The following is a 20,829-nucleotide window of genomic DNA, read 5'->3' on the forward strand; positions in this document are numbered from 1 at the left end:
ATCTATTATATTTTTCGCTCAAAAGCTTAGGCTCCATTTTAAACCAAATAACACCTCCTTGCTCTTTGAAAAATTTTAAACTTTGAACTAATTAAATATTTTTTGATTATCCATAAATAATAACTTATATAATGATCTTGATTTATTTTGAATTATTTCGGAATAGAACAAAATGAAATTGGCAGGATTTAAAATTACACAACAACAACTTTATCCTGAATTCATTCAAATGTAAACTGCTTAAATAATAGGAAACTAAAATTGATAAAACCAGAAAAAATATAACAACTTCAAAGAATCTATCATTAAAAAAAATACCTTCCAATTAAACACAATTAGTTGGTTGAATTATGCAATCAATTAATTGAAATTTGAAATTGTAATTAAAATTATAGTTTACAGAAAATTCTAAATTTAATTTAAAGGGTGATTGTCAATTTTAGAATTTTTAAGGGTTAAAAAAATAATTTAAAGTATGTAGCTATAAATTTTTATTTTTCAATAAAAATAAAAATCTCAAGAAATAAAATACATAAAATGATTTACAGTCTCATGCTTTCCTTAAGTTTCAAAAATTAATTCTGAGCAAAAAAAAAGCCTGCATTGCTGCAGGCCTTTTTTTTTAAAATATTTTGTTCAATATTACTCTACAGATATCATCTTCCTGGTAGCTGTATGATCTGCAGCATCCAGTTGATAATACAATACTCCGGTGGCATTCAAGTCTCCTTTACTGATCTGCTGATGATTCAATCCTTTCTGACCTTTCATCTCATACACCCGAAGTACTTTCCCTGTTACATCGTATACTGTCAATTTCACAGCACCTGATTCCGGTAATCGATAGCTCACCACAGTCTCTTTGCTGAATGGGTTCGGTTCGTTTTGATACAATTCGAATACTCCGCTCTCTACGATACCCTTATCTGTCCTTACAAACATTACAGGCTCCAGTACATTGTCCTTCTCATCGTAGGCCTGAGCACTCGTCAGGTTGCTGTTAATTGTAAGTAGACTGCTCAGCTTTCCATTTCTGGTCGCTCTGAAGTTAACTACAAACAATTCTTCCTCCTTACCATAACTTATTCCCTTATCGGCATTCCAGCTGGTCGTCAACATTCCCTCAGATATCCTCTTTGTTCCAAAGTTGGCTTCTGTAGTCTTCAATACACCAGACTCTATTCCCTCATACATCAAACTATTCTCGTCAAACTTCAACGTAAACTGATATCCGGAAATATTTCTGAAGTCTGATGACTTGAAGCTCACCCGGTAACTTTCTCCTGCGATCACTTCCTGGTCTTTGATTTCAAAACTCAACTTGCCGCTTGTCCTGCTCTGACTGCTCTGGGCTCCGTTTGCTCTGGAATCTCCAGTTACATCTCCCATTTTTACTGAGATAAAGTCTATCACCTTACTCTTATCCAACATCAGATCAGCACTTCTTGGTGCATCCCATGGTGATTTTGGATCCGCGAATGCATAGTCTGCAGGTACAAACGTCCAGCTCTTCACATTCTTGAACTCACTGTTGATTCCCAATATCAATTTCCTCAATTCTGCCATATCCGATGCAGTGATCGTTTTGCTGGCATTCACATCTGCCGCAAGCAACTTATATGGATCTGTAATCTCTGCCAGACCAAGAATGTGTTTCTGGATCTTTACGATGTCCTGAGTTGTAACTCCATTTGCATGTTCATCATTACGCTCTGGTTTAATGCTATACGTGGTATTCATTGCCAAATCTCCGAAGCTATATGGACTACCCATCATCTGTCGCATCATAGATCCATTGTGGAACAAACTAACTTCAACAGGCTTGGTCTCAACTCCAGTTTCAGTCTTTATGTTTCCGGAAATCTTGCCTTTTGCAGACCCTTTATCAGGACATATATCTTGGTTGTCCTGAACAACTATAATGGTCTTACAATAATCCTTGTTTCCTTCTTCATCTTCAACCCAAAGCTCTACATCGATAATCAACTCATCATTCTGTCCTGCGTTTACAAAATCATCACAACAAACTGTGATAGAAGTTTTTGTAGGATCATTATCGAAATACAACTTCAGATTTTCCTGGCTTGTACAGTTGTCATAACTTCCCTTATCCAGATCCTTCGCCCAGATATCCACACAGCCGCTGCTTGGCATTGGCACAGTGATCACACCTGTCAAACAATATGGTGTCGGTGCTTTGCAATCCTTGATCTCAAACAAGCTCTCACATACTCCCACATTGCCACAGCCATCCTCCACAAACCACTTGATCTTGTGGATACCTATCGGGTACGTACCACTCGCGTTGAACGGATTATGACTGTCGTCTGCAAATGGATTGTGGCTGTACTCCACTGTATCTCCTGCTGCATATTGTTTGCTGGTCAATGTACCTACCCGGAAGTCATAGCCTCCATGTACACCCTTGCCATCATTGAATGCATCGATCTTATATTCCCAGAACAACCAGTCTGCTGGTGTACAATTATCTGTAGCACTTGCTGTCAAACTTATGTGTCCTACACACACTCCTAACTTACTGTCGATTTTCGCAGGCTCACATGGTCCCACACTGCAACTTACCACAGGACGGTTTTGATCTCTTACTTTGATCACCTGTAAGGCCTCCCACCTTCCATGATTAGGATCGATGAATGGATCGTACTGACACCAGTCGATCACTACCCATCTCCTCAACACCTTGAAGCATGCATCCGGCTCTATGTTAAACTGCTCATCAAAATATTCTATCGACAACAACGCACAGTTGTCATCTGCATTATTGATCACCTGTGGTCTGCCCAATTGTGGATTGTCTGGTGAAATATCTGCTCCACAGCCATCCAAGGTCACCGGCGTCTGTGTACACACTCCGTTTGGCCACAACAAGTCTGTATATCTTGGATCGTTACAAGCCACATCATCTATATAGAATGGATCGCAATCTACTACCCAGATCGTCTGTATCGCCGTTACATTGATGTTATTAGGTCCCGTCGTAGAGATAATCCTTTGGATCACACCCTGACCACATTCTCTCAGGTCATTGACCGTGATCGTAGGCGTCGATCCACATGGACTCAATACATATCCGTCAAAGCCCCATACTAACTCATACTTCCTGTCCCAATGCGCAGTATCAAAATACTGATAGTAGTATTCACACGCCTGGTTTGGTGCAGGTTTCGGTTGTGCATTCGTCTGTACATATCCAGGGTAACCTGTATAATCATTGCGCTCACAGAATTTGTAGCATACCAAATCCTTGGTTACCACTTTCCTCCTGTCTGTTAAGCTTGTTACTACCTTTCCAAAAGTTGCATCATTTGGATTGGTCAGTTTCGTAACATCAAACCAGAACCAGCAACTTACCACGATGTTCGGTGGTGCGATTACCGTAGGCACTGCCTTGTTTTGTACTTCCACTTCTACCATACAGTCGCTGAATCTGCCATTCAACACACTGCTCGTGCTCGTCATCCTGATCGGTGTCACAGGTCCGGCTCCCGGATCTACATCAAACACTCGTAACACTACCATCACCTTCGTACCTACATCCGCACAGCAGAAATCTGTATAATCATCAAAATAGATCTGATTTCCTGCAAGTATGCTGTTGTCATCTCCATTGCGTCCCTGACATGCTACCACATTGTTTGAATTACTTCCATTATTCGTTCCCAGCAATTCTGCCATTCTGATCACCTTGAAGTAAACATGCGGCTGACAATTGTCAAAACTTCCTTCATCAAGATCCTCTGCATGCAATCTCGCATAATTCGTCAATGGACTCTGATTTCCACTCAGGCTCACTACTGTAGCTGTTCTACATACTGCCTGCGGTGGTACACGGTCTATCACATTCAATACTATTCGCTTCTTCGTAATGTTGCCACAGCAATCCGTCGCTACTATATAGCCATTGTATATTCCTTCTGGCATATCCAATACCACAAATCCTGCTGTCTCATCTCCCAACACTGTTCCATTGTCTACTTCTACCGTATAGTGCACCTCATTTGAACAATTGTCCAATATCCATGGCGCAGGCACCTCCCATCTTCCAGTACAGGTCCAGCTCTCCATATTTACTCGTGCACTATCCGGATACAACACCTGTGGACCTTCATCGTCTATCACCTTGATGATTTGATTATGGCCACCCAACTGGCTTGTACACCAATCCATCACTGTCCACTGTCTCAATACTTTGTAGCAACCTATCGGACCTGCATCACATCCCGGCGTCGCCAGGTCAAATACGATGTCCTTGTATGTTACCGTAAGGTTTGAACACTCCGCTCCTCCAGGACGTCCTGTTCCTACCCACATGATGTGGCGGTCAGGGCCCCAGCACAATGGATTGTTTGGTGACCATTGTCTGTGCTGTGGATAATACACTGGATCAGGACTTGGATGTCCATAATGTGGATCATTCAAATCATCGATACAATTCCAGCCCAACACTCTCGGTAACCTTCTGTTTGGATACTGATCCGGTGCGTTAGGATTTGCCAACCAAAACGCTGAATCCAGGATATACCCATCAACACACTCAGGGAAATCCGCCATGTGTGGTGTTACATTCTTATTCCTGTCTATCTTCTCATCACATTCTAACGCAGGCTGATCCAAATTGTCATAGTTCGATGGAACGGTCACCTCAAATAAATCTCCGATTTTTACTGTAATGGTCTGTACACAAACTGACTTGTTTCCGGATGCATCCGTTGCAGTCCATGTTCTGGTTATCCTTCGTGCATAGCCCTGAGGACATCCCCCCTGAACTTCACTGTCATGATAACCTATATTCGCTCCTCCACAATTCTCGTAAACACTTGGCAGACCTGCTACAATTGGTGCTGTACTTGATGCGCAAGACAAGCTTATATCTGGAGGGCATGTCATTTTTGGTGCTATCTTATCTTCTACTCTTCCATGGCCCCAACAGCTGTTGCCGGTAACCGGATCTATGATCGTTATCTTTAATTCTCTTCCTATGTCGTTGCCATTGATTTGTACCCCGCGTCTATTAGGCTCTCGGTCAATCAGTGGACCTCCTTTCCAATCTCTTACTTCTACTATGTAGTCATCATAGCAAGAGTATGGACCTCCTTCCAATACCATATCCGGATAAATCGTAGCTCTACAGCTATCATCCAGGCTGATTTGTATGTCGTCATTGCAAGCCAACGCTCTGGTCGGATTTGCGTATTTATTCACACAAACCTCAAACTCACATGTACCCACATTGCCCGATGCATCTGTCGCTCGGTAACATAGTTTCGTACAGCCTATAGGGAAAAAACATCCCGGGCCATATGGCGCACCACAAGTTTGTACCAATGGCACCCGATTCGAATTCGCCAAATTGTATCCTATCACACCCATCCAGTTGGCTCCTCCAAATCCAAATGAGCTGTTGATAAATGGCGCTGCAAACTGTCCTCCAGTATACGTCGCTCCGTTTATAGGTGTATTGATATTTGCATCTCCCATTGGCCTTGCCGCACAGCCACTAAACAAAGAAGCGTTCGTGCCTCCTGTGCCCGGTGCATGGATATAGATTCCTCTGGTCTCCCCAGGTGCCATTGTCAAGCAGCCCAATACCGTAGTCTCAGTTTGGATCGGTGCACAACGTTTAATAGTATCCGTTCTGGTGCCCGTCAACAATCTAAAGCTGTCGATCACCGTGGTGAATTGTGCTCCTGATGTCGGTGTCCGTGTAGCACACAATGTCCAAGCATTCGGCGTAGCCACTACCGGCGCATGCCCACCAGGATTCCTAGTATAATATATGTTGTGGGGTACGTTCGCAAAAGCTCGCTCACCCAACAACTGTAAATTCAATAAACTTCCTGAAGTATTGATCAGGTCAAACATCACTCCCCAACTGGCAGCTCCTCCGGTAATAGACCAGTAAGATGCCGGTGGCAAACATACGGTAGTTGTATTTCGGTTACCAAAGTATGCGCCTGCAGGACAATTGTCCATCGCCATAAATGGCGGTGCATCCCAACTGGCTTCACACTCCCCTGGACCAAGGTTTATGGTAACAGGTGATTTCGTAGGACAACCCATAATTACCGGTGGCAAATTATCCACAACCGTAACTACAGCTAAGCAGGTGCCTACGTTTCCGCACTCATCTGTAGCCCTCAAATTAACATTGTTTGGACCTATGTTGGCACAAGTAAAGCTAGATGGCACAGCTGTTATAACTATTGCAGGAGTGGCAGTACAATTGTCAGAAACACTGGATAATAATTGCTGTGGAGTGACTGTCGCATTGCCGTTTGCATCCAGGAAGATAGTTATATTTCTACATACAACAACCGGTGCTGTATTGTCGAAAACGGTAATTACTTGAGCACAAGTACCCGAATTACCGCAGACATCAGTAGATCTATAAGTTCTGGTTACTGTAAACCTGTTGGCGCAAGTCATATTTGTAATCACATCTCCCACATGAGTGACTACAATGCCTACGTTTCCACAATGATCCGCAGTGATAACACTGGCCACATTAACTGGTGGAACTGCACTAGCACATTGTACTGTAACCGGAGGAGGACAAACTACCGATGGTGCAGTAATATCATTAACTGTTATTATTTGAGTACAAGTTACTGCACTTCCAGGGCAACAACTATTTACTGCGCGATATGTCCTTGTAACCACATATCTGTTGGCACAAGTTTGGTTACTGATCACATCACTGACATGAGTCACCGTTGCAGGACTTGCGCATGGATTGGAAGTAACAACAACGCTGGCTGGATTTGGTGCCGGAACATCTATAGCACATCCAACAGTAAGTGGCGCAGGACAACTGATTGTTGGTGGACCATTAACGGTTACAGCCTGACTGACGCACTGGGTACAACCAGGATGTCTGTTATTAGGCACATTGTCTGCAGCGTCAAAACAATATTGGACCGTATGATTTCCTAATCCAACTGATGCTGGATTAAATACAGTATTTACCACACCATTCACTCTAAATACGCCTACTCCTGATGCTGGACCGGATCCATCCCCTAAAGTGGCAGATCCATTTAATACAACAGCTGGATCTGTAATGCAGTAATTAGCATTTAACCCATTGATTTGTGGGTTTGGATAATAACATGTATTTCCAATGCTTAGGGTTACACCCAGACTATTTGTAACAGAAACTGTATAACCAATAGCATCCACATGCTTACCTCTCAATGTATAATAAACGTTCTCGTCCGCCTCATCAAATTGTCCGTCATTATCATTGTCTATACCATCTGCTGTACCAACTGTTAATGTTGTGCCTATTGGTATGGCTAAAGGAGCTGCCGGTGGAGGTGGACTTGAATTTAAAAACAATCCACTCACGGCACTTACAGACCAGGATTGACCTGAAGGTGCATTAACCTGAACTAATTCACTAAATTGTCCATTGGTTAAAGTGGTAGCATTATTTAAGCAACTGCATGGATCCTTGATAGTCAATGTACAATTAGTTACTGTCACACTTCTGGTTGAAGAAGCAGAACATCCTTTTGAATCAGTTACCGTATAGGTTAGCGAATATGTTCCGGGAGTTGGGCAATTAAAGATTGGATTAACAATTCCAGTATTGCTTAAGAAAGCTGCTCCTGTGCCGGTCCAAAGATGAGTATAGGTCCCAGTTCCGCCAGAAGGGTTACCATTCATATTTACCGGTTGACCTTGACAAGTATTTACGACTGCAGGAGTTATATTAACTACAGGGGTTGGATTGATGACAAGAGTTCTGGAAGCTGATGGTCTACACGAAATATCAGTAGGAACCGGAGACAGTATCGCATACAAATAATACGTTCCGGTACCAGGAAAAATATGGTTGGTGGTAGCAGTTGTTCCTCCTCCTCCTAGGCTAGCATTTGGAATTGTCGCAATGATAGTTCCTCCGGAATATGGGTCTGCAAGTACCACATTTGATCTTTTAAATGTTATGCCATAGGTATTGCCCATATTAGAAAGACCCGAAGCCAGCAAATTGACATTCATGCCATCACATGCTTCATTTGCCGGGGTTGTTGTAAGAATGCCAATAGCAGGACAAACATTACATCCACCAGGACCATTTAAAGTTACTGCTAAAACGGATGCGCAACCGTTTCCGCTTGAAGTTACGGTTACGGAATAACCTCCCGCAACCAGTCCGGAAATATCCTCAATATTGTTAGTATACCCGTTTGGACCTATCCATGCATAAGTATAAGTGCCGGTTGGGGTAACTGTAAGATTGATCGAACCATCTGTAGAAACGCAAGTTGTAGGCTCAATGTGATTTTCCGATAACCCAGGGTTAGGAAGTACATTCACAGTGGAGCTTGCTGTTTTAGTACAGCCATTTGCATCCGTAACCGTTACGGTGTAGGTGGTATTCATTACAGGAGCTACAGTAATTGCATCTGTCATACCCCCTGTACTCCATGAATAACCGGTGCCTCCTGATGCAGTTAGGATAATATTTTTTCCTGAACAATTGCTTGGATTCAGAGGCACAATCGCTGCATTTGGCAATGGGTTAACCACGATTTGAGTAGTTCTGGTTGAAGAACAATTATTGGCATCCGTCACGGTTACTGTATAAGATGTATTAATCGAAGGATTAACGGTTATTTTTGCTGAATTGCCTCCATTACTCCATTGGTATCCTGTTCCTCCTGATGCTGTGATCATTACAGACGCTCCATTACAAATAATACTGTCGTTAGGTGTATTTCCGGAGCTTTCCATGTAGCTAATTCCAATCACTGGCTTTTGGGTAACCGTAATTTTTCTACTCAAGACATCACTGCAACCACCTGCATCAGTGACCGTAACAATATAATTTGTAGTGACAATCGGATTTACATTTATAGCGCCCGTTGTGGCACCATTACTCCATGAATACATAGTGCCACCGGTAGCTGTAATCACAGCAAGATCTCCAGCGCATATGGTACTGTCATTTGGGGCATTACCAGAATTGTCTGTCTCTGATATATTTGCATTTGGATTTACAATCAAGCTGGTGAAACCAGAAGAAGAACAACCGTTTGAAGCGGTTACTGTTACATTGTAAAGAGTAGAAGTTTGGACATTTGACGCCAATGGATTTTTTATCAAGTTATTGTTCAAATAATTTGTAGGGGACCACACATAATTTAAACCCCTCGAAAACTTGTATGCATCTGGAATTCCTGACCATAATGGTGTATTATTTCTTCCAGGAATTACTAATCCCAAGGTGCCAGTGGCATTTTCTATGCCCTGAACTTTATTTGAGGTGGTCTGAGTCATTAACCCGGTATGAATTTCAATTTCATTGGAGCCTTCTTTGATAATTATTTGGTATGAACATTGTCCTGTGCCTGAAAAAAAATTGGTAGTATCTACAATCAAAACAAATTGTCTATTTGGGGCCGAACCCTTAATAAAATACCAAACATCTGTAGAGACATTCGTCCCCATATTAAGATCTGAAAAGACACCAGCGATGGTAGCATTGGGGGTCAGAGTATTTGGCATAGTATTGTTATAGCCAGAAGCAGTTGCAGTTTCAAAATGAATATTACCATTTGTGCTAATGGTTAAAGAAGAATAGGATATTCCATAAAAATTAAATTGAAATGGTAAACTTATTGGAGACCAATATCCATCGTCCAAGCTTCCAGAAGTTAGAGGCGTCACCGCAACACCTGCAGTTACCAATTTAATTGCATTACTCCCTGTCGAATCAATTAAATTATAATTTACAGGGATAAAGAAATAATTGGTATCCACCTCGACATTCAATTGAGAATTCTCTCCTTTACAAATTGAAGGAGGAATTGCTGATACAGAAGTAATAACTGGTTTGTTTATAACCGTTACTTTTGAAGATGCAGAAGCTGTACAACCTACAGCATCTGTCACAGTCACAGTATAATTTGTTGCAGAAGGAGGATTCACATTTATTGAAGGTGTGGTAGCTCCGGTACTCCACAAGTAATTTACACCGCCACTTGCAGTAAGTGTTGTAGATCCTCCTTCACATATGAATGGATTAACAGGTGAGACATTTGCAACAGGGTTTGTGTTAACAATTACTGAAATAACTGAAGTGCTATCAGACATGCCGGATGCAGGGCAAGTAACTATTAACTTGTAATAATAGGTACCGGTAGCCAATGGATCAGTTGTAAAACATTTATCCTTTGCACATGGTATATCTGCGAATGGCCCCCCAGGAGCGTTGGAAGATTTCCATTGATAAGTAAGCCCCGACCCTGTGCTTTGTCCAGAGACACAAATGGTAGTTATTCCATTAGAACAAAGTGGATTTGGATTGGCAGTTATGGTTCCGGCAACCGGTTGGCCTGAACATGCAGTGGCCACAGTTCCTGTAAATTCATCCGCTCCTATATCGGGCGTAGATGCATTTCTGGAATTCCCATCATAATCAGTTGTGATACCCGCTACAGCAGCCCCACCACTCTCTAAAAGTGTAGGCTTTGCCGGATCAATATGAAGAAAATTCACATTGGAACCTACAACACTTAAGAAATTTGGACTCTCTGAAACAGAGTTGGCTTCGCGGGTGGAAACTCTGGTTTTAAAATCAGCTAAAACAGAATCAGCATTTGTGCCATCAAAGAATATCAATCTATTAATACAACTTCCACCAGCATAAAAATTATTTCTGTTAGACCCAGTGCCATAATTGGTAAGTGTTATAGAAGACCTTTGGTAGGCAGTAGTTTTACCAATTCCTTTAGGATTGGATAGGTTAACGATATTATTATTATTTAAATTTAACGTAGCAGATGTTGCTGTTGCACTGGTTGTTGCAAACAAACCACATGTACCAAAATTCGCTCCTGTTGATTGGGCATCCAAATAGATAGTGTTATAGCTCACATTTAAAGTGGTCGTTGCCGTCGTGGAAGTCAAATTTATTCCTCTTAAAGTTGGAGTAGTTGCAGATGAAGTGCTTGCGAATGGGGCTTTTAGGTTCCCTATCAAATTGTTGTAAACGTTCGCATTGTTGGCAGTTCCAGTGCTGGTAATCTGGATTCCAAAAACAGTAGGAGCTCCGGTAGAATAACTAATAATGTCAAAAATCTTATTATTAAAGATAGTAGGCGCACTGCTCGATTGATTAATACCCCCAACGGTTGTTCCAAATGAAGAGATATTGTAAATTGTATTGTAGGAAACTGTCCTAACACCAGTGGTCGTAAAGGTGTATATTCCATAAGTTATACCCGTCCCTGAATGGATAAGATTAATAACATTGTTATAATTATAGTTTTCATTCACTGGGGATCCGAAATTATAAATACCATACATTGCTGAAGAACCAGTAGATTTAATACATCTTAAATTACTTACAGTATTGCTATCACAGACTACTGTGCCAGTAGAGGTTTGAATTCCATACATGGTACTAGCAGTTCCTGCTCCATCAATGCTCACTGAGTCTACTAAATTTTTCTTGACCGTAACTGCCATTCCTGTAACTCCTGATGAATTGTATACACCAATTGTAGTTCCACCTGAAGTTCCAAAACGCTTAATATTTTTAACAGTATTGTTGATAATATTTACAGCCATATTCGCAATACTTGATGTATTGTAAATAAGATATAATGTTCCGCTACCGGTCAATGCTAGATCACTGTAATTGATATCCTTCACGGTGTTATTCATAATATTTAAAATAGAAGGTGTTGCTCCAAAATTATAAATACCATAACATACACCAGAAGTAGCAGTTAAATAACTTCCTGTCAAAGTGTTATTATTTATGTTTACTGTATTTCCAACAGGTGTAGAACCTATCCCATTTTCGATAAATGCTAACTGTGAAGTCGTTGCCCCGCCTTTTAAAGTAATGCTGTTGTTGTTAATCGTAGCGGAGGCACTGGTACCGGATTGTGCGTAAATACCTCTGAACGTAGTCACATGGTTGAAATGAGTACCGTTGTTATTATTGATCGTATTGAAGGAAATATTAACGCCCCACTGGTTAGTTGCTCTGATGGCAGCAGAAGGATTAGTAGCGCCCGGAGCCCCTCCATAATTAAAAATAGTATTCCCGGTCATAGATGAATTTCCTCCAACATCATTCAAAGTGTCTCCAAGAATAAATGGAGTTGGCGCAGCATAACCACTCAATACAATCCCATAATTACAATTGGAAATGGTATTGGCGTAAAATTTATTAAATGAATTCGTGCCGGCTGCAATCGTTGGCACTAAGGCGGTTGTTGTAGCTACAGGTGTTGAGTTGAGAACATCGATCCCTCTTGATCCATCTACTGCCGGTAGTGTACCTGAAGCGTTGTTTATATAAGACAATGTTATCGAACAATTCTTTATAGTATTAAATTGACAGCCATTTGTTACACTTTGCTTAAATAAAGCATAACCATACTCCATTGTAGAGGGATTGGAAATATTAAGGGAATTTTCGGTTATATTTATGCCATCAATAGTGATATAATCAGACCCAACCAATCTAAAAACACCATCCTGAACAGCAGTACCAGGAGTACCGGTTCCATTTACATAAGCTGTCAACAACGGATTAGCCCCCACCCCTGATTTAAAAAATGTAATGGTGTTTATGGCGGTGCCGGTGGCAGTAAGTTCGATCCCTCCAGCAGGCACAGTCTCAGTATGACCTGCTGTTACACTAACCATTACAGGTCCAGAAATTGTAGCTCCATTTAAAGCAGATACTGCAGCAGCCACAGTTGCATAAGGACCATTAACATTTGATCCTCCAGATATCGTGACCTGGCCGCTTACGACAAGATTTAAACTAAGAAAAATAAATAAAATCAAGGTGAGTCTTTTGCCAAAAAAGGCAATAGCAGCATAGAAAACATGCTTTGAGTTCATGAGCAGGTTGGTTAGGTTCTAACAAAAATATCTGTAAAACACTCTAATTCAAGACTATATAAAATCACATTCTAATCTCAAACAAGAACATTCTACCATGTAAATGTAGATACAAAATGACTACAAATCTAACCTATGGGTAAAATATTTATATTAAATTTATAAATATATAAACCATAATTAAAAGAATCTGCCTCCTCAAAAACAGATTCAACATGCTATCCAGCATAAAATGATAGGCTATAGTACTAACAAACCTTGGCAGCTAGGATTAGGATAATTTCAAAGTGGAATGATTATAAAAATTGATCTTAACTCTAAAGACTCTTGACTTCTGTTACTAGCTTGGTTAAAGTGTCCTTTGCATCACCAAATAACATAAAAGTTTTAGGTTGATAGAAAAGTGCATTGTCAATTCCAGCATAACCTGCCTTCATAGAACGCTTCATCACTATCACATTTTTTGCCTGCTCAACTTCCAAAATAGGCATACCATAAATTGGCGAACTGGGATCTGTTTTTGCTGCCGGGTTCACCACATCATTTGCCCCTACGACTAAAACTACATCTGTGGTGTTAAACTCAGGATTAATGTCCTCCATTTCGACAAGTTTATCATAACTTACATTACTCTCCGCCAACAAAACATTCATATGTCCGGGCATCCTTCCGGCAACGGGATGTATGGCGTATTTTACAATAACACCACCCTCTTCCAATAAATTTTCCAATTCATGACAAATGTGTTGTGCCTGAGCTACTGCCAAGCCATAACCAGGAACAATAACCACCTTACTTGCATATTTCATCAGAATGGCCGCATCTGACCGGGTTATTTCTTTTGTAGAACCCTGGGCGCCCCCGTCTGATGAAATAGATGCCCCACCACCACCAAAATTTCCAACCAAAACATTCAAAAGTGACCTGTTCATGGCTTTACACATGGCTACTGTAAGTATGGTCCCGGCAGATCCAACCAAAATCCCTCCAATCAACATCACATAATTGTCGTACAGAAATCCACCACATGCCGCGGCAACCCCCGTGAATGAATTCAACAAAGAGATAACCACCGGCATATCTGCTCCTCCAATCGGAAAAACAAACAATAATCCATAAAAAATAGATAAAGTCAATATCAAATAAAACCAAAATGGTCCCGTAACTATGTCCATAACAAATAGTCCAGAAAGAACGGCAATCCCAAGCACAAGGCCAATATTGACCACTTGCTGTGCGGGTAAATTAAAATCATTGATTTTTCCTTCCAGCTTTCCATATGCAATCATAGAGCCGGCAAAAGATACCGAACCTATAATCAAACCAGCTAGAATAATGATCATCTTCCCACTACCCATTATGTCTACAGCTTCCGTCATATGAAGCATGTGGTTATATTCTATGATGCTAATCAATGCTGCACAAGCTCCTCCCATACCATTGAAAAAAGATACCATTTGTGGCATAGCTGTCATCTGTACTTTTTTGGCCATGATATAACCAATCACTGTTCCAACGAACAAGGCCGCAAAGATCCAAAATAAATTTCCTAAATGATTTCCCTGACCATCTCGATAAAGGAATATGGTCGCAAAAATTGCAAGCGTCATGCCTAAACCGGCAATAAGATTTCCTCTTTGAGCTGTATCAGGCTTGCTCAGCATTTTTAAGCCCAACATAAAAGTTACTGAGGCAATCAGATATATTAATACAAGAATATGTTCCATTATTTCTTTTTCTTAAACATTTCCAACATTCGGTCAGTCACAACAAAGCCACCAACTACATTCAGTGTCCCTAATATTACAGCGATAAAGCCCAAGATCAAACTTAAGACTCCTTCAGCTTGACCCATTACTATGATGGCTCCAATAATCACCACCCCATGAATTGCATTTGCTCCGGACATTAATGGCGTATGCAATACAGAAGGTACATGTGAGATGAGCTCGATGCCTACAAAAATCATTAATATTACCAGATATATGATGTCAATATTCTGGTGGATAAATTCCAACACACCCATTATTTAAGTACTTTTCCTTGGTGAACAATGAGAGTCCCTTTGGTAATCTCCTCCTCGAGATCCCATTTAAACCCTTCTTTATCAGACAAATGCTGAAGTAAATTTTGTACGTTTTTGGCATATAATTCACTGGCGTTTGTAGCCATGGTGGAGGCAAGATTGGTTATGCCAACAATCTTAACGCCATGCTTAATAACCACTTTGTCCGGCTCAGTTAATTCACAATTCCCTCCCTGCTCCGCAGCCATATCTACTATGACTGATCCAAATTTCATTTGCTTAACCTGGTCTTCAGTAATGAGAACAGGAGCCTTACGCCCCATTACCAAAGCCGTTGTAATGACGAGGTCAGCCAGAAACAAGGATTTATTGACGGCTTCCTTCTGTTTGGCCAAGTATTCAGCTGTTACTTCCTTGGCATATCCGCCCTCTACTTTAACTCCTTCATCTTTTACCGTTATAAACTTTGCTCCTAAAGATTCTGCTTGTTCCTTGGTCTCAGGTCTCACATCTGTGGCTTCAACCACTGCACCCAACCTCTTGGCCGTAGCAATTGCCTGAAGCCCGGCAACTCCAATCCCAAAAATTAATACTTTGCTGGGAGTTATCGTCCCGGCTGCAGTCATCATCAGGGGAAAAATTCGTGTCATGTTCTCTGCCCCGAGTATTACCGATTTATATCCGGCTAGATTCCCCTGAGAACTCAAAACGTCCATACTTTGTGCCCTTGATATCCTTGGTATCGCATCCATAGAAAAAGAGGACACTCCTTGATTTGCCAGTGCCTGCAGCATTTCTGGATGGTTGGAGTGATACATAAGGCTTAATGTGATAGACCCATTTTTCAACTCACTTATTTCCTCCAAACTAAAGGAATTGATCTTTAAAAACACATCCCCATCTCTAAAAAGGCTTGTCTTTGAATTAGATATTTGAGCGCCAGCAGTTTCGTAATCCTGATCGGTAAATGCAGACAACTCTCCAGCTCCTTGCTCAACAATCACTTCATAACCCTTGGCAATTAATTGCTTTACAATCTGAGGGCTAAGTGCTACCCTCTTCTCATTGGGCCTGGTTTCTTTTATAACGGCTAGTTTCAATTTCTTTCTTTTTGGAGCTGCGAAGATAAAAATTAAATCAAAAAATTTACGTCAATTAAAGCTACGAGTGAACAATCGGCTACTTTCCTTTATTTTAAAATCGTTATGATAGATGCTAAAAGTCTTTGGATCGGTGAAGTGCTTCAGTTTTTATCAGATGGCTCTATTGGTACTTTTGAAGGTACGGCCCCGGAAGGTCACCTTAAAATAAAAATTAACGGATCTGTCAGGATTTGCAGTCCTTCGGAAGTTAGAATCGCTCCTGAATGTGAGGAGGTTGAATTTATTTGGGAGGATCCTGAGCCCATTGAATCTGTAAAAAAGAAAAAAATATTATCTAATCACCGGCAAGAAATCGATCTGCACATTGATAAGCTAGCCCCCCACTTGATAAACGGTAATAAGGAGCGTATTCTCAGTTTCCAATTGGAAAAATTCAGAGAGTTTATGGCACACAATTTAAACTTAAACAGCTCCAATTTACTAATTATACACGGTAAAGGAGAGGGAATATTGCGAGAACAAATCAGATCTGAACTTAAATCAATCTCCCGTGTCAGATTTTACTTTCCAGTAAATAAGGATGGTGCAACTGAGGTCTGGCTCGATTAACCTCAGAAATATCTACCTATTTAACCTTTAATTATTTTTAATACCCTTGACCCGTTATTATCGGAGATTACTAACTGATATAATCCTGATGAGAGTTGATTTAGATTGAGTGATTTCTTATTTTCACCTTCGAACAGTTTAAGCCGCTCTGAAAAAACATTTTGCCCAATTGAGGAAAATATTGAAATTACGACCTCCGCATTTTCCTTTGAATTAATGTGTAAAACAGCGCTGTTTAAAAATGGATTTGGTTCCAAAGAAGCCACAACATCCAATTGAGGATCCGTGGTTCCAACTAAACTACGGTTTCCAAATGCAAACCAAGTCGCCCATTTGCCACCATTCAATAGAACTTGTTCATTACCTCCTGAGCTAATCTTCGACGCTGACAATGGTTTGACTGAAATACACTGTGACTGCGAAGCATTTTTACTGTCAAAAAGAATCTTGTCATCTTTAACGGAATAACTGGAATAAGCTAAACGTTCCCTGTTGTCTGCTATGACATTAATTTCAGATTTCTCAATGTTAGCTCCCAACAAGGCATAATCAGCAGAAAACAGACCGGACTCAATATAATCAAAGGCGACCACATCCAGGCTATTCTTTGAAAAAACTGGGTTTCCTACACTGGTATTCTCCGGAAGAGAAGCTATTAATTTTTCTATTTTACCTGTTCCAAAAGTATTTTTAGATTTATCAAATACATGCAAAAATCCAATGTCCCAATAGGTGTACTCCCCTCCAGTACTCTTGCTTATTTCATTAAATGCATCATACATCAGATACTCTCCGGAATGATCAAAATCCATTTGATCCGCATACCTCACATCACCTGTAACACTATTTGAATAGGTAGGATTATATAACTTAAAAGACTTCCACTCCTCTTTCACAAAATCATACACATGAATTTTATCTTCTTCATTCGTGAACAAGACTGCAATTAAATTACCATCCTTAGATCCGACTACATTTCTGTAAATGTCATCATTGTCTAATTCTTCCTCCACATATTTTTTGAGCACTTGATCATAATACAAATAGTAAAGTTGGTTATTTCCATTCACAAAATAGATCTCTGTCCCATTATCGATGACACTTGGCTTAGACAGCACGTCTTGATTACTTAAAACAACCGGCTGATTTACAAAATCATATAAATACAAACCTTCTTGATTTGCGTCTGTACACACCAGGTATTCTTTACCCGGATTTACACTAAGATCTTTCTTTGGCACAGTTCCTCCTCCGGAATTTCCTAATATTCCAACCAAATCAAATGCTCTCCTTGCACTCACCAAAACATCCGGTGTTCCGGAATATAAATCAACTGAACTCTTCTCAACACCTATTCGCAAATCCTTAAACACAGAAGATCTCGTAAGAAAGTTAGTCAGAGTGTGGTAAAAAACTCTTTCGGCTATTTTTTTTGACTCCTCCTCTGTTCTTATTTTTTTTAATTCCTGCACAAATAAATAATAGGCATAATTTGGAATTCCACTATTAATGTGTACCCCACCATTGTCTTCAGTTCCTTTATATTGTTCTGAAACATGATTTGGCTGAAAATAAATCTGACTTCTACTCGTACCTCCATTATGAGGATTGCTTAAATCTCTTAAGGCCCCGGAGGGAAAAAATGATTTAATTACCACGTCTTCTCCCATTTTCCAATCATCGCGATCGATCATAGCGCCAAAAATATCAGCAAAAGATTCATTTAAAGCACCTGATTCATTTTCATACTTAAGATTCGCCGTATTCTGCACCACTCCATGCGACATTTCATGCCCGCCTACATCCAAGGATTTAGCCAATTTAGTAAAAAATGCATCACCATTTCCATAAAACATAGCCTCTCCATTCCAGAAGGCGTTGTCCATGGAGCGCCCATTGTCGTCCGCGACATTGATAATGGAAACAATAGTACCTCCACTTCCGTTAATTGAATTCCTACCAAATGTATTTAGAAAATATTCATACGCCTTCATACTGTTGTACTGGGAAGAAATTGAGAGTTTATCTGACCAGGTATTATTTGATGATCGAACAAGATCCACACTAAAATTACTCAAACTCGGACTCGTATTTCTTGCATCTAAAGTAAGAATTCCACCAACCGGGTCAGCCGGCATTTTTGATTGATTGGGAATAAACATACCTCGAGAAGCATCAACCAAATAATAAGTACTTCCTTCTTTCCAAACATTAAAGTTGCGCGTAATGTCAAATAAATCTTTACCACTCGCAGGCTCACTTCCTAATGGACCGGCAAGTTTGTCTTCTAAGTGGTTATGAACTAAATTGCAAACATTTGAATGAGCTTTCAGCACTTTCCCTGAAATCAAATCAATAATCAAGTCCCAATTTTGACGCAAATTCGGTGTAACATTGACCATGGAGACCAAATGCCATTGGCCTGTTTCAACATTCATCCAATAAGCATCCTGCTTATTCTTAATGCCCGAATTCAAGGGTCCTGCCGATTGATTTAAATGACAATTTATCCCTGCCTTATGAAAATAATCTGTAATCGCATATTCTATATTGACGTTGGTTGCAGACTCTATATTTGGAACCTCTTTCGGGATAAGCAAATTGCCATGAATAAAAACTTCTCCGTTCGCATAATGATGAAATCCATATTCGGCATCAACCACCGGTAAACCTTCGTAAGTTAGGTTCATTTTTAGATGTTGCGTCCCCATTTCATCGGCACTTCTTTTTATCAAACTAAAATCCAACCCTGGGTTTAAATTTAGATTTAAAAGTCCCTTTAAAAAATCTACATAAACTCTGGAATCATTCGTTTCTCTGCTTCTTGAAACAGGTAAATGTGCAGAAAAGACAGAAGGATTACCATTCTTATCCCAGTCTATGACATCAATTTGACCATTTAATTTAATAAATTGAGCATTAGACAAAGGTTTAAATTTTGAAAAATCAAACGCCAGTCCAGAAGTTAGACCCGGATTTTGACTCCTGCCTTTTTTAACAAGTTTTTTTAAAACTTTGGGTGGCTCTGTGTTTTTGAATTCAATTTTACCCTTTAATACTTGCGCTTGAACGACGCATAGATTTAAGAGTAAGACTGTTAATAAAAATAAGAGTTTCTTCACTTGCTTTTATTTTTTACAAGATAATTTAAATTTGAATACAACAACCTCAAAGATGCAGGCACTTCAGTAGAACCGGGGTCCCAGGCAAATCTTTTAACCTTACCAGAATCAAGGATCTCTATAAATTCATAAATGTTCCCGGGTTCAGAAAAGTTCATATCTTTCAAACCAAGTGTTTGGATGTTGGAAAGAATTTGATTGATTTCAGATTTGGAGAGCTTTGTATGGGTTCCGTTGGAGATGCTGATTTTCCCCTTCTTGTCTATTGCAATTCGTTCTTCCTTTCCAACAAATCCCCCACCATGACCAAAATTAACAATAAAATCATTCATTCCTTCTTGGTTAGTCTTTGAACCCGAGCAGCCAAACATTAAAACAATTGAACTGATAATAATACACAAGGTATTGTTTTTCAAGTACATATTTATTTTTTACTTAAATTTTCGTTAAAAATACAAACTATGAACTATATGAGTTCTAAAATCGTTTTACCTTTATCTAATAATTAATTAAACAAGTATAAAAAAATGAAAAAACTATTCTTTTTCTCCGCATTTGTTCTGTTCCTTGGTTCTTTAAACCTTTCTGCACAGTCTTGCTCACAATCCAAAAAAGCTTGTTGTGCCGCAAAAGCCTCCTCTTGTACTAAATCAGCCTCTGTTAGTGATGCAGCACTGAAAGCTGCAGAAAGCGATGCATCCATTGAAAAAAGAACTTGCAAAGACACTAAAAGCGTTTGTTTTTTTAAAAACAGTGTTGATGCCAACGGAAATAAGGTAGCTCAGGAAGTAGTTTACGATGAAGCAAAAGCGACTTTCGTAAATTATACAGCCAGTGAAGCATCTACCACTCCTAATTCAGGTAAATCTTGTGGATCCAAAAAAGGTAAATGTTGTTCCAAAGGTTCAGCAAGCACCGGAGAGGTAAAATCTTCAGGTTCAGTTAATTAATTGATTCTAATTCTTATTATTAAAGGCCTTCTTAACGAGGGCCTTTTTTTTTATTATGTAGAGTTAAAAAACAAGTTTTTTTTGTATCCTGTTTCAATTGCCATGTAAAATACAATTTTATCCTT

Annotated in this window: 8 protein-coding genes; 2 read left to right on the forward strand and 6 right to left on the reverse strand. The window is 39.9% G+C overall.

Annotation, left to right across the window (positions count from 1 at the left end; translation table 11 throughout):
* Window positions 1–642 precede the first annotated feature (642 nt).
* From IPJ53_10450 to IPJ53_10465, 4 genes are all read right to left on the reverse strand, one after another.
* Window positions 643–12,894, reverse strand: coding sequence for a T9SS type A sorting domain-containing protein (locus IPJ53_10450; GenBank protein MBK7799525.1), 12,252 nt, complete (start codon window positions 12,892–12,894; stop codon window positions 643–645).
* 317 nt (window positions 12,895–13,211) lie between these two features.
* Entirely contained in the window at window positions 13,212–14,621 is a 1,410-nt protein-coding gene (locus IPJ53_10455; GenBank protein MBK7799526.1) for an NAD(P)(+) transhydrogenase (Re/Si-specific) subunit beta, read from the reverse strand.
* Entirely contained in the window at window positions 14,621–14,920 is a 300-nt protein-coding gene (locus IPJ53_10460; protein MBK7799527.1) for an NAD(P) transhydrogenase subunit alpha, read from the reverse strand. The genes IPJ53_10455 and IPJ53_10460 overlap by 1 nt, the downstream gene beginning before the upstream one ends.
* Window positions 14,920–16,020, reverse strand: a complete 1,101-nt coding sequence (locus IPJ53_10465) for a Re/Si-specific NAD(P)(+) transhydrogenase subunit alpha (GenBank protein ID MBK7799528.1) — start codon at window positions 16,018–16,020, stop codon at window positions 14,920–14,922. The genes IPJ53_10460 and IPJ53_10465 overlap by 1 nt, the downstream gene beginning before the upstream one ends.
* Window positions 16,021–16,125: 105 nt before the next feature.
* Between IPJ53_10465 and IPJ53_10470 the strand changes: the two genes are divergently transcribed.
* Window positions 16,126–16,632, forward strand: coding sequence for a Smr/MutS family protein (locus IPJ53_10470; protein ID MBK7799529.1), 507 nt, complete (start codon window positions 16,126–16,128; stop codon window positions 16,630–16,632).
* A 20-nt stretch (window positions 16,633–16,652) separates the two neighbouring features.
* On the opposite strand, the gene IPJ53_10475 is transcribed toward IPJ53_10470, so the two are convergent.
* Together IPJ53_10475 and IPJ53_10480 are read right to left on the reverse strand one after the other, a co-directional pair.
* Window positions 16,653–19,754: a M4 family metallopeptidase gene (locus tag IPJ53_10475; protein MBK7799530.1), complete on the reverse strand. Its 3,102-nt coding sequence runs from the start codon at window positions 19,752–19,754 to the stop codon at window positions 16,653–16,655.
* Entirely contained in the window at window positions 19,751–20,086 is a 336-nt protein-coding gene (locus tag IPJ53_10480) for a hypothetical protein (GenBank protein MBK7799531.1), read from the reverse strand. The genes IPJ53_10475 and IPJ53_10480 overlap by 4 nt, the downstream gene beginning before the upstream one ends.
* 195 nt (window positions 20,087–20,281) lie before the next feature.
* Here IPJ53_10480 and IPJ53_10485 point away from each other — a divergent pair, with 195 nt between their 5' ends.
* Window positions 20,282–20,704, forward strand: a complete 423-nt coding sequence (locus IPJ53_10485; GenBank protein MBK7799532.1) for a hypothetical protein — start codon at window positions 20,282–20,284, stop codon at window positions 20,702–20,704.
* Window positions 20,705–20,829 lie beyond the last annotated feature (125 nt).

Origin of the sequence: Candidatus Vicinibacter affinis (assembly GCA_016714365.1) — a bacterium.
Lineage (GTDB): Bacteria > Bacteroidota > Bacteroidia > Chitinophagales > Saprospiraceae > Vicinibacter > Vicinibacter affinis.

Coding starts and splice junctions, on each gene's coding strand:
- IPJ53_10450 (MBK7799525.1), bottom strand. CDS start 12,894: ATGAACTCAAAGCATGTTTTCTATGCTGCTATTGCCTTTTTTGGCAAA.
- IPJ53_10455 (MBK7799526.1), bottom strand. CDS start 14,621: ATGGAACATATTCTTGTATTAATATATCTGATTGCCTCAGTAACTTTT.
- IPJ53_10460 (MBK7799527.1), bottom strand. CDS start 14,920: ATGGGTGTGTTGGAATTTATCCACCAGAATATTGACATCATATATCTG.
- IPJ53_10470 (MBK7799529.1), top strand. CDS start 16,126: ATGATAGATGCTAAAAGTCTTTGGATCGGTGAAGTGCTTCAGTTTTTA.
- IPJ53_10480 (MBK7799531.1), bottom strand. CDS start 20,086: ATGAATGATTTTATTGTTAATTTTGGTCATGGTGGGGGATTTGTTGGA.
- IPJ53_10485 (MBK7799532.1), top strand. CDS start 20,282: ATGAAAAAACTATTCTTTTTCTCCGCATTTGTTCTGTTCCTTGGTTCT.